8 protein-coding genes are annotated in these 12,381 nt (G+C 68.5%); 2 read left to right on the forward strand and 6 right to left on the reverse strand.

Annotation, left to right across the window (positions count from 1 at the left end; translation table 11 throughout):
- Positions 1-74: 74 nt before the first annotated feature.
- The 6 genes from HF323_RS07655 to HF323_RS07680 all read right to left on the reverse strand — a co-directional run bounded on the left by HF323_RS07655 (position 75) and on the right by HF323_RS07680 (position 9,337).
- Positions 75-1,091 carry a substrate-binding domain-containing protein gene (locus HF323_RS07655; protein ID WP_169581961.1) on the reverse strand — a complete coding sequence of 339 codons (1,017 nt, stop codon included), beginning with the start codon at positions 1,089-1,091 and terminating at the stop codon, positions 75-77.
- A 247-nt stretch (positions 1,092-1,338) separates the two neighbouring features.
- Positions 1,339-2,310 (reverse strand): LacI family DNA-binding transcriptional regulator, encoded by a 972-nt coding sequence (locus tag HF323_RS07660; protein WP_317451025.1) that lies wholly within the window; start codon positions 2,308-2,310, stop codon positions 1,339-1,341.
- A gap of 105 nt (positions 2,311-2,415) precedes the next feature.
- Positions 2,416-2,982, reverse strand: coding sequence for a hypothetical protein (locus HF323_RS07665; RefSeq protein ID WP_169581379.1), 567 nt, complete (start codon positions 2,980-2,982; stop codon positions 2,416-2,418).
- Positions 2,983-3,047: 65 nt separating this feature from the next.
- Positions 3,048-4,118, reverse strand: coding sequence for a DUF916 domain-containing protein (locus HF323_RS07670; RefSeq protein WP_223169219.1), 1,071 nt, complete (start codon positions 4,116-4,118; stop codon positions 3,048-3,050).
- Positions 4,119-4,188: 70 nt separating this feature from the next.
- The gene (locus tag HF323_RS07675) at positions 4,189-4,818 is read right to left on the reverse strand and encodes a hypothetical protein (protein ID WP_169581963.1); all 630 of its coding nucleotides are present in this window, start codon (positions 4,816-4,818) and stop codon (positions 4,189-4,191) included.
- Between the two features lie 352 nt (positions 4,819-5,170).
- A complete protein-coding gene (locus tag HF323_RS07680) occupies positions 5,171-9,337 on the reverse strand; it encodes a beta-L-arabinofuranosidase domain-containing protein (RefSeq protein ID WP_169581964.1) in 4,167 nt (1,388 codons plus the stop codon).
- Between the two features lie 222 nt (positions 9,338-9,559).
- On the opposite strand from HF323_RS07680, the gene HF323_RS15410 reads away from it, so the two are divergent.
- The gene (locus HF323_RS15410) at positions 9,560-10,324 is read left to right on the forward strand and encodes a LamG-like jellyroll fold domain-containing protein (RefSeq protein WP_169581965.1); all 765 of its coding nucleotides are present in this window, start codon (positions 9,560-9,562) and stop codon (positions 10,322-10,324) included.
- Entirely contained in the window at positions 10,276-12,261 is a 1,986-nt protein-coding gene (locus tag HF323_RS07690) for a family 43 glycosylhydrolase (protein WP_169581966.1), read from the forward strand. Before HF323_RS15410 ends, HF323_RS07690 begins: the two co-directional genes overlap by 49 nt.
- Positions 12,262-12,381 lie beyond the last annotated feature (120 nt).

Genomic DNA, 12,381 nt, shown 5'->3' on the forward strand with positions numbered 1-12,381 from the left:
GAGCACGAGCGGGGGCCACCGGAACGGCAGCCCCCGCTCACATCACTTCTTCGTCTCGTCGACTCTGTGTCGGATCAGAAACCCTTGCCCTCGTCGATCGCGGCCTGAGCCGCCTCCGGCGAGTCGAAGGTCTCACCGGGGACGATGATGTTCTTCTCGACGCTGTCGCCTGCCAGTGCGGAGTTGACCGCCTCGACGGCGAGGTCGCCGAAGAAGGGGTTGTACTGAGCGACGAAGCTCAGCTCACCCGCGGCGAGCGCCTCGAGGGCAGGCGTGGTGCCGTCGATCGTGGCGATCTTGACGTCGGTGCCCGGGGTGAGGCCGGCGGCCGCCACGGCAGCTGCCGCGCCGATGCCCATCTCGTCGTTCTGGGCGAAGATGAACTGCAGGTCCGGGTTCTCCTTGAGGACGGTCTCGATGACCGACTTGCCCTCGTCAGCGGTCCAGTTGGCGGTCTGCGCGCCGATCTTGGTCCAGCCCTCGGCGCCTTCGATCGCTGCCTCGAAGCCCTCGTTGCGCTCGTTGACGACCGACAGGCCGGGAACGCCCTCGAGGGTGAAGTAGCTCGCACCCTCCGGGAAGGTCTCAACGGCCCACTCGCCGACGGTGCCGGCGACGTTCACGTTGTCGGGGGCGATACGGGTGACGTAGAGGTCCTCGCTGGCGTCGACACCGCGGTCGAGCAGGATGACCGGGATCTCGGCCTCCTGTGCGAGCTCGAGCGAGTCCTCCCAGCCGGACGCCTCGGTCGCGGTGAGGAGGATCACGTCGACCTCGTCGTTCACGAACGTCGCGAAGGCGTCGATCTGCGACTTCTGGTCGGTCGGGCTCGCCGCGGGGGCGTACTTCAGGTCGAAGCCGGCCTCCTGGCTGAACGCGTCCTTGATCGCCTGCTCGTTGGCGTTGCGCCAGCCGCCCTCGGGGCCGACGGCGACGAAGCCGACGGTCGTGAGTTCGCCGTCGCCGTTGCCCTCGGAACCGCTGCCACTGCCGCCGTTGTCGCCGCCACCGGCGCAGCCGGCGAGGCCAAGGGCGAGAGCGCCCGCGCCGACGAAGCCGACAAGGCCGAGCATCCGCTTCTTGTTGACCATTCCATCTCCTCCTTGAGACTCTCCGACCTTCGTGGTGGGAGAGAAGTCTGTGCCCCGCAGCGGGACACTCTCGGGTGTGTGCGACTCCATTGTGCGCGCTAACATCCCTGCGCGCAACTTCTTTTCCTGGATTCGTTACTTCACCGTTACCGCGAACATTAACACGAACGCGTGAGCGGCAACACTCCTCGGGCACGCGGGAGCACGGCGAACGCCCGGCGGCGGCCCGCAACGCGTCACGGCGTGATCAGGAGCGCGGCGCCGCCGTCGAGCTGCGCACGATCAGCCTCGGCATGATGATGTCGTGACCCTCGACGTCCTCACCCTCGATCGCGGCGATGAGGATCTGCAGCGCGAGCGCGCCGAGGGCGGCGAAATCCTGACGAACCGTCGTCAGCGGGGGAAGGAAATGACGCGCGTCGGGCAAGTCGTCGAAGCCGACGACGCTGATGTCATCCGGCACTCGGAGGCCACGTTCCGACAGGCCGTGGACGAGACCGAGGGCCATCTGGTCGTTGGCCGCGAAGACGGCCGTCGCGTCCGAGAAGTCGTAGGTCTTTCCGAAGGTGTAGCCGTAATCCGACGTCCAGTCCCCTACCACGGGCGGCGCGATCGTCAGCCCGGCATCTGCGAGGGCGTCGCGCCAACCCTGCTCACGGGCGCGCGCGTCGTACCAGTCGAGGGGACCGGACAGGTGGGCGATCGACCGATGACCGAGTTCGATGAGATGCATCACGGCGGCCATGGCGCCGGCGCGCTGATCGACCGCAGCGGTGTGCATCTCGGCATCCGGCTCCGCCTTGATCACGAGCGTCGGGAGTCCGGTGCTCTGCTGCCGCAGCAGATCAAGTGAGGATGCGCGTGGAGCGATCACGCACAGGGCGTCGACGCCCTGCGTCACCAGCTCGACCACACCCGTATCGATCTGCGACTCCTCGTCGTCGGAGATCGAGAAGGCGCTGATGGCGTATCCGGCGTCGCGCGCGGCGCTCTCGATCGCGCGGAGCGTGCTGTTCGGTCCCCACTGAATGGGACTGTCGACGAGCACGCCGATGCGCATCGCCCGCCGCGTCGCGAGCGCTCGTGCGATCGAGCTGCGGGTGTAGTTCATCTCGTCGATCGCCTGCAGCACGCGCTCTCGCGTCGATTCACGGATGTTCGGATGACCGTTGAGCACGCGCGACACGGTCATGTGCGAGACACCCGCATGCTTCGCCACGTCATAGATGCTCGGGCGCTGCCAGCCTCGAGTCGCTTGTTCAGACACTGCGGATCACCTCGCTTTCCTGCTGTGCACATCGTAGGGTGCTGCGGCGCTCGCCGCTCATGACGCACCGCGCCGCGTGGGGAAGAGCATTCCCGCGAGGCCGGGAACGAGCCACAGAGCCAACCCGACGAGGAGCGCGAGGGCACCGACGCCCGCCGCGACACCCCAGGCCACCGGCACCAGGTCGGGGCTCTGAGCAGCGGCTCCCGGCGCGGCCGGCGACACCGCCGTCGGCTTGCCCGGCTTGGCGGGCTTGTCGGGCGTCGACGCACCCGGCTGCTGCGTCGCCGTAGGCGAGGGCGTCGGGGTGGGGGTCGGCCGACCGGAACCTCCGTTGCCGTTGCCGTTTCCGTTGTTGCCGTTTCCGTTGTTGCCGTTTCCGTTGTTGCCGTTTCCGTTGTCGCCTGAATTGCCGTTGCCGTTGCCGTTGCCGTTCCCGGGGTTGCCGGGGTTCCCCGGATTGCCGGGGTGGCAGGGATGCGTCGGCGGGCCGGGCACGTACGGGGGCCTGCCCGGCGCACCGGGCTTGCCCGGAGGCCAGGGGCACGCGAGCGGCGTGATCTCCACGCTCACCGAGATGCCCTCGGGTTCGCGGTCGGGCTCCTGGGCTGCGGCGAAGGACACGGGGGCGATGATCGCTGAAAGGAGGAGTGCGAGTCCCGCGAGGGCACTCGTCAGGCGACGGCGGATCACGAGGAGACCTCCGAGCTCTCGGCCTCGCGGCGACCGGCTTCGCGGGCGTCGGCGAGGAGGGCATCCATTCGGCGGCGAGAGCGCACGCGGCCCCATGCGATCGCCCAGATCACGAGGGCGAGTCCCGCGAGCACGATGAGCTGTGGCCACGGCACCGCCCAGGCGGTCGTCTCAGCGGTGACGGGCTCGATCTCGGATGCATCGCCCGTCATGGTGAGCATCGTCGGCGCGAGCACGACCTTCGTCGGCACGACGAAGAGCGGCCACACGTCATCGACGACGACGGTGAAGCTGCGGGAGTCGCCCGGCAGGATCTCTTGCGCGTTCTCATCGGCGGCCGGGAACTCGGCGGTCTGCCCGCCCGCCTCCACCGCACCCTCGATGAGGAGGATCGTGTTGCCCGCATTCGCGACGTCGAACGTCACGGTGAGCTCGCCCGGGCGAAGCGGATTCCACGAGGTGGCGTAATCGGCGACCAGTCCCTCCACGACGGCCTCGGGCGCGAGCTCTCCGGTGACGCGGGTGGTGACGCGGAATCCGACGCGGCTCTCCACGCCGACGCTCGCTCCGCCGTCGCCCGTCTGCGTCGACAGGACCGACGCCGTGATCCCGGCGGCGTGGTCGCCCGGCTCCGCCGTCTCGGGCACCGCGATCTCGAACGGCACGATCGCCGTCTCGCCCGCGGGTACGGTCACCTCGTCGGGCAGGGTGATCCAGGTGCCCGCGTCGACCGACTCCTGGTCGGCCGGAAGGATGTCGAACCGCCCGTTCCGGGTGTAGAAGCCGTCGGCCGCGGTCAGCCGGAAGGTCACCTCGACGTCGCTGACGTTGCGGACGGCGAACCGGTCCTGCAGGGTCTCACCCGGGTCGAGCTCGGTCTCCACGGCGCGGCGCCCGTCCGGGCCGTTCTCGTCGGCAGGGACGACGGACCAGCGGACGGTGTCGTCCGTGTCGTCGGCGTGCGCCGAGGTCCCCGTCGGCGCGAACGTCAGAAGGAAGGCGAGCGCGAGCATCCCGGCCAGCAGGAGCCGGCCGATCGGGAGTGCGCGGGGCGCGGTATGGGTCAAGGGCGGGTCCAGACGTCAGGGTCGGGGCCGTGAAGCACGGCCCCGACCCGATTCAACACGAGAAGCGGGATTACGGCGCGGTGATCGCGTCCTCCCACAGCGTCAGCGTGATCGTCGCCGAGTAGCTGCCCGGCGCGACGTCGACCGGCGTCTTGAGGAACAGGTCAGCGTTGGCCGACCAAGAACCGGACGGCAGCTCGCCGAAGTTCGGGGCGATCGCCAGCAGCTCCTCGCCGACGAGACCGACGGCGTCGGGACCCTCGTCGAGCACGGTGTCGACCTGCTCACCGGCGATGACGTCGCCGTTGCTGTCGTCGCTCGTGAGCTTGGGAGCCCAGCCGAGGTGCTCGGCTCCGAGCGGGGCCAGCCCGGCTGCGGTGAACGACGACGACTGGCCGTTGACGTACCAGAAGGTGTCGGCCGGAACCTCGGCACGGTCGTCGGTGACAGTCACCGTCGGGAGGACGCCGTTGAACTGGCGAACCTCAGGATCCGTCGACGTGGCCTCCGTCAGGGTGGTCGAATTCGACGCGACGCTCATGGTGAGGGCGCCGACGGGCTCGAGCGCGTCGATGGTGACGTTAACGGCGACCTGGTCGTTGTCGACCTCGTCGGCGATGGCTGCGCCGGCCACGCCGATCAGCAGCATCCCGCCGAGAGCACCGGCGGTGGTGCGGGCGATCAGTCCTCGCTTGTTCATTCGTTCTCTCCAATTTCCCGGTCGGCACCCCTGCCGAGCCGAACTGTGCGAGCGACCGGACCATCCGGCCGTCGGGACTCGCTGGAAGCCTCAGCCTCTGCCGAGAGCCCCCGTCTCACTTGGGTCATTGCCGACGCGGCGAGTGTCGGCGCGGTCGCTCGATGCGCGGCTGCCGCGGCGCACCGGGACAGCACCCGCGGGGGCTGTCTCGGGGCTCGTGGTCTGACTGAGCATTCGTGCACCTTTGCTCTCGGATCCGACGGTGGATCGACGGGCTCATCGAAATGTTACCGGCAACAGTTAGCGAGAACAAGAGTCGAAATGGGTTTCGATGAGGTTTCTGGCGTGAAGGTCAGCCGCACGCCAGCGCCGCGTACGCCGCAGGTACGGTAACCGTCGCCGGCGCTCCGTCAACCGTGGCGGACGCGGAGACGGTCACCTGGCCGGCGGCCAGCTGCGCCGAGCGGGACGTGAACACCGCCGAGGCGGACTTCCCCGCGCCCAGGCCGGCGACCTGCTTCGACCCGAGCTCGGTGACGATGCCGGCGGCTACCGGAACGCTCGCACCGTTGCGCACCTGCACCACCAGTGCCACCTTGCCGCCCACGCATCGCACGGACGCGGTGGCGGTCACGTCGAGCGGGGGCACGGCGGGCGCACGCACGATCTCGATGCGGTACGTCGCGGCGGTGGTGTGGTCCTGCGCGGTCGCCGTGAGCGTCAGCACGGTGGGCTCGTCGCCCTCGGCGAGCGTCACGGTGCGCGGAAGCGTATCGTCGATGAGCACGTCGCCCACGTAGACGAGCCCGCTGGGCACAGCCGGATCGACATCGAACGTGGCGGTCGCGGCATCCGTCCCCACCGTCGCCGTGTACGAGTACACGCCGTCGGTGAGCTTCGGGGTGAGCTCGCCGTCCTCGAACGAGAGGGCGGCAAGGTCGGCGTCGGTGTCGAACGTCGTCTTCGAGGTCGTGTACACGCCGTAGACGCCGCCGACGTAGCTCGTGCCGTTGCCCTGGAAGCGCACCGTCACGACCGGGATCTTCTGCCCGTTCGCATCGAGCACGTACTGCCCGCTCTGGTCCCGCTTGTAGCTGTCCCTCGCGGCGATGCCGGTGAGGACGGATGCCGGGATCTCGTCGTACTGGACGTACCAGGTGCTCGCACCGCTCGCGTTGGTGATGCGCTCGTTCTTGAGCAGCACGTCGTTGACGTATACGTCGAACGTGCGGCCGTTGTCACCCCCGAAGTAGCGCACGCCGAGGTAGTTCTTCGGCAGGGTCGGGTCGACGATCATGTCGTACTGGAAGTACGCGTCCGTGGCGATCTGGCCGTCGCGGTATCCCTCGCCGAGCCACACGCCCACGCCCGACTTGTTGAACTTGTAGTTCTTGTCGGCCTCGCTGTTGTTGTTGTCGAACGACGTCAGCGAGTCGATCGTGGTCTCGTCGATGCGCTGCTGCTGCTTCCCCTTGAGGATCAGCGCCTGCGCCTGCGGCGAGTCGGGCTCGATCAGGTCCATGTAGATCGCGTAGCGAGCACCGTACAGCGAGTACCAGGGCTCGAACGTCAGTGCCTCGGTCGCGGCATCCGCATCCTGGAAACGGAAGCGCATGGTCTCGATGCCGTTCGCGTTCTCGCCGTCCTCGATGCGCACGAGGTTGTCGGCGATGCCCGCCTTGAACGCGTCCGCATCCGGGGTGACGATGTCGTTGCTGACCGTCTTGTCGGCCGTGCTCATCCGCACCAGGACTCCCGCCACGTAGGTCGCGTCGACGTTGTTGCGGTTGAGCTCGGTCGCCAGCAGCACGGGACCGTAGGCGAAGGCCACCCAGTTCGGGTTCTCGGTGTTGTCGATGACGCGCACCTCGGCGGGGAGCGCGTAGGTCAGCTCGTCGCCGGCAGCCACCTCGACCACGACGTACCCGTCCTCGGTCAGCGCGGCCACGTCCTTCGCCACGCCGTTGAGTTCGAGCGTCGGCGAGCCCGCCACCCAGCCGGGCACACGGAGGCGCAGTGTGGTGCCGTCGGGGAGCGCCCCTCCGTCGACGGACTCGACGGAGTAGGTCACGGTCTCCTCCGCGGGAACGTTCGCCGTCTGCGTGAGGCGCAGGTTGTGCGCCTCATCGGTGTAGACGGATGAACGGAACATGTTCACGTAGACCGACTCGCCCTTGCGGAAGTAGATCGAGTCCCCCAGCTTCGTGAAGCTCTCGGTGGCAGTGCCGTGATCGCACCAGAACTCGTCGTAGGGGCGGCCGAAGACCTTGGCGTACCCGGCCTGCATCGGCTGGAAGTACGTCATCATGCCCGTCTCGGGGTTCTGCTGCGCGACGATCGCGTTGATGTACGCGTGCTCGTAGAAGTCGGCGTACTTCACGTCCGGCGCGACCTGGAAGAGCGCCCGGGTCAGCTTGAGCATGTTGTACTCGTTGCAGATCTCCGACGTGGAGTTCTCGCCGTAGCCCGAGGTCGTGCCGTTGGTGGCGTGCTGGTGCAGCTCATCCGCGCCGTGGAAGTGCTCGGACTGACTGTTGCCGCCGTTGGCGTAGGTGTGGTCGTCCACCACCATCTGCCAGAACCTCTCCGCCGCGGTGCGGTACATCCCGAGGTTCGCCTTCTCGGTCGCCGTCAGCGTGGCGTACAGGTGAGGGTTGTCGGTGAACACGGTGTAGCGCTTGAGCGCACCGACGAGCTTCGGGATGGTCGTGTTGGCGTGCTTGCCGTCGAGGACGTCCTGGCCTGCGGCGAGCTGCTGGAACAGGGTCACCTCGTCGAAGTACTCCGCGGCACGCTTGTGCGCCGGACTCTCGGTGATCGAGTAGAGCTCGTACAGCGCTTCGTTCATCCCGCCGTACTCGGTGTTCAGGATCGACGCGGGGTTCGCCTGGCGTGAGGCCCAGTCGCGCACCCACGTGCCGAAGCCGCTCGCCACCGACAGCGCCTTCGCCGAGACATCCGCCGGTGCGTACTCGTGGGCATCGAGGAGGCCCGCGAGCACCTTGTGCAGGTTGTAGAACGGTACGAGCAGCCCGCCTCCGCCGCTGGGCAGCACACTCGTCGCGAAGGGCGAGACATAGCCGGCGTTGGCCGGGTCCTTGGCGGCGTAGGCGGTCTGCGCCGCCTTCAGACCGTCGATCGCGGTCGTGAGCTTCGTCAGCAGCGCGGCCTTCGTCGCCGGCTCGGTCGTCGTCGAATAGGCCTGCGAAAGAGCCGAGACGTAGTGCCCGAAGAAGTGGCCCTGGAAGCGCGTGCCGCTCGTGCGCTCCCAGCCGCCGTAGGGCTGGGCCGTCGTCGGCAGGCCCGAGTTGGTGTTGAACGCGACGAGGAACCGCTCCGGGTCGAGGCTCAGCAGGTAGTCGATCATCTTCTGGTTGCCGTTGACCAGGTAGGGATCCTCGAGCAGCACCTCGTCCAGCTCGGTCGCCTCCAGGTAGATGGAGGTGGATGCCCCCTCCTGCGGAACCTGCACGTCGAAGGTCTTCGTGACGGCGTCGCTGCCGCCGTAGGTCGCCGAGGCGGTGAGGGTGACAGTCGCGGGCGCCGACGTCGGACGCGTGACGGTCGCCGCACCGCCCTCGAGCGCGATCACGGCGGGGTTCGACGACGTCCACGCGATCGCGGCGCCGTTGACGGATTCGGTCGGCACCCCGAAGTCGGCGGCAGCCGAGGTGGGCACCGACACCGCGTCGAGAGCGCTCTGCGCGACCGTCTTGGGGTCGAACGTCGGGTCGTTCGACTGGGTCAGCGAGACGACGTCGGCGGTCGTGGCGACGCCGTTGTACAGCGTGTAATCGTCGAGCAGCCCGTTGGCGTGCGCGCCGTTGTACTGCGGGCCGTTGTAGCCGAGCGTCTTGACGGTGGTGCTCTCGCCCACGATGACGCCGGTGGCGGTGCCGGTCGCCGGGTACTTCACCGTCGAGATCTGGCGCACGCCGTTGCGGTAGAAGCGCACGTCCTTCGTCGCCTTGTCATAGGTCACCACGACGTGGGTCCACTGTCCGGTCGGGAAGAACCCGGCGCGGGCGGTGTCGACGGCCACCTTGTAGGGCTGGCTCGAGCCCGGGCCGACGGACAGCACGAGGGGCGAGCCGTCGCTCTCGCTCGTGAGGTACCAGCCGGCGGAGTTGTAGGGGAGCTTGCTCCAGGCGAACACCTGCTCGCCGGTCATGTTCGCGTTGGGCTTGAACCAGAACGACACCGTGAGGTCCGCGGGCTGCAGGTACGAGGCCGTGCCGAGCCGGATGGCGTTCGTGCCGTTGAGGTTGAACGCCTGGCCGTCGATGCCCGCACCGTAGGCGGCCGTGCCCTTCTGCATCGTCACGGTGGCGGCGTTGGGTCCGGCGTCAGCCAGGTCGCCGTCGAAGCGCAGGTCGAGCACCTTGGCCGACTCGATCGAGAGGGGGGCAGCGGATGCCGCGGCAGGCGTCATCACGGCCAGGCCTGTCGCTGCGACGACGGTCGCGGTCGCGAGTGCCAGCGCTCTGCGCAGCGTGTTCATGGAGTGCGTCCTCGTCATGGCTCAGGGCTCCTTCGTCCTGTCCGTCCCGTGCGCATAGCTGTTACCGCTACCAGGTTCGGGGTCCAGGACATTGTTAGCGCGAACCAATGAGACTGTCAAGGGCGAACCGAGAGGCGACGAAGCCTTGTCCCGAGAATGCGTGAGCGCTAACATTCCCCACGCGCGCCGCATGCATCTTCTGCGTGCCACGACCCGGCCGCGCACAGCAAAGGAGCTGGAGTGGATTCCACGCCTCGATCGATCACGTCCGATGCGACACCCGCACGACGCCGGGCACGCACGCTGCTCGCGTCCGCTGTCGGTGCCGCCCTCATCGTCTCCGCACTCGCTCCCCTCGGGGCGACCGCGGCGGCCGGCGCGGCGGCGGCTGCGCCGAGCACCGGCCTCCTGGCCGAGTACATCTTCGACCAGACGTCGGGCGCCAGCATCCCGAACCGCGTCAGCGGCGGCGCGGCGGCAACCGTCATCAACGGGACCGACAGCCAGTGGACGGGTTCGTCGCTCGTTCTCGCCGGCGGGGCGAAGACCAGCCCCACCGCGAACTGGGTGCGACTGCCCGACAACATCCTCAGCGGCAAGACGTCCGCCACCGTGACCATCGAAACCAAGCTCGACGCGACGATGAAGAACAACTGGAACTTCCTCTGGAACATCGGCAGCGACTCGACGACCCAGTACTACTTCGCGTCGGTGCGCGACAACCCGCGGACGGCGATCACGGCCGCCGGCGGAGGCGGTGAGGTGAACGCGCGCTCGGGCACCGCCCTCGACGCGAACCGCTGGTACAGCCTCACGTCGGTGATCGACGGCGCAGCCGGCCACATCACGTTCTACGTCGACGGCGTGCAGGTCGCCCGGACCAACACGGCCCTCACCCCGGCATCCCTCACCAATCAGACCCTCAACGCGATCGGCCGCGCCCCTACCCCGACCCGATGTACAAGGGCGAGGTGTCGACCTTCCGCGTGTACGACCGCGCACTGACGCCGGCCGAGGTGAACGACGTGTCGGTGACGGATGCCGCCATCCACGCGTCCTCGTTCCAGCAGGCGGCCCAGTCGCTCGCCGACGACGTCGCCGCGGTGGGCTTCGACGAGCCGACGACAACGCTGCCGACCTATGGCGGACGCGTCTCGTGGACGTCGAGCGACGCCGCGATCACGATCGCCGCCGACGGGGTGACGGCCACCGCCTCCCAGCCCGCCGCCGGTGAGCCCGCCCTGCAGACCACGCTCACCGCGACCGTCACCGTGCGCGGTGCGACCGTGACGAAGCAGGTGCCCGTGACGGTCCAGCCCGAGGCCGCACCCACCGACGCGTTCGGCTACGCGATGGTGCACTTCATCGAGGATTCGGCAGGCTACGCCGAGAAGATCTACCTCGACGTCTCGCGCGGTGACAACCCCGAGCAATGGGACCCGCTCAATGCGGGGAAGCCGATCCTGGCCTCCGACCTCGGCACCACCGGCATCCGCGACCCGTATCTGACCTACAACCCCGACACCCAGACGTACTACATCATCGCCACCGACCTGCGGGTCTTCGGCGGCGATCGCGGCGTCACCGGCTGCATGGAGTGGTGCTACTGGAGCTCGAAGGGCAGCACGAAGCTCAACGTGTGGGAGTCGAAGGACCTCGTGTCGTGGAGCGATCTGCGCCAGTTCGACGTCGCCCTCTCCGACGGCGCGAAGGTCGGCGAGTTGGGCATGGCGTGGGCGCCCGAGGCGACGTGGGTGCCGGACTACTACGGGCCGGGCCAGGGCGGGTTCGTCCTCTACTGGTCGTCGAACGTGTACGCGAACGCCGAGCACACCGGATCGTCGTACTCCCGCATCCTGTGGGGCGCGACCCCCGACTTCACCCAGGAGTCGTACGACTACGGCGGCGTGTTCATCGACGCCGGCGGCAACACGATCGATACGACGATCATCCAGAACGACGGCAAGACCTACCGCATCACCAAGGACAACTCCGCCGGCAAGGGCATCTACCTCGAGTCGACGTCCGCAGCCGAGTGGTGGAAGCCGGCCGCGACCTGGACGCAGCTTCAGACGCGCATCGGCGCGGTGTGGGCCGGCGGCAACGCGGGTGGCGTCGAGGGCCCGGCGGTCTTCCAGCGCCACGGCGAGGACAAGTGGTACCTCTACGTCGACGTCATCCCGTCGACCGGCTACCGGCCGATGCAGGCGACGAACCTCGACGCCGGATTCACCCAGCTCGTCAGCAGCAGCTTCTTCATCGCGCCCAGCACCAAGCACGGCGGAATCGTCGGGCTCACGAAGGCGCAGTACGACGAGATCCGAGAAGCGGATGCCGCGACCGCCGTCACGGGCGACCTCGGCGCCGTCGACGTAGGGCCCGACGCATCGTCCGACGCGGTTCGCCAGGCGCTGCCGGCTGAAGCCGAGGTGGTGCTCGCCTACGGTCGCGGCACGGCGTCGCAACCGGTCACGTGGGACCTGTCGGATGTCGAGACGTCGGCGCCGGGAACGTACGAGGTCACCGGCACGGTGCGCACGATCGGCGCGAACCCCAATCAGTGGGTCGGCGCGGGCGGCTCGACGGCGTGGAACGCCACGGGCAAGCAGCTCTACAGCTCGACGGCGATCACGGTGACGGCCGATGTCGTCGTCGCGGCACCGGTGCTTCCGGTGACCGTCACGGCCGACACGCGCTGCGTCGCGGGCAAGGCGACCCTGACCGTGAAGGCGACGAACGACGGCTCCACCCCGGTGGGTCTCACCGTCTCGACGACGTACGGCTCGAAGTCGTTCGTGACCGTCCAGCCCGGCAAGAGCGCGTCTGCAGCGTTCGCCACGCGGACGGGCTCGGTCTCAGGCGGGACGGTCGAGGTCGACATCACGGCCGGCGGGCAGACTGCCGAGGCATCCGCCCTCTACTCCGCCACCAGCTGCGGCTAGCCCGTCGCACGCGAGAGCGCCCCGTCGGCCGTCACGGTCGGCGGGGCGCTCTCGCGTGCGCGGCGTACTCGTCGGGCGACCGACGACGGTCGCCCGACGGGCTCATGCGGACGACGGAGC

The organism is Microbacterium sp. MF43, assembly GCF_012847295.1.
In the GTDB taxonomy this organism is placed as follows: Bacteria; Actinomycetota; Actinomycetes; order Actinomycetales; family Microbacteriaceae; genus Microbacterium.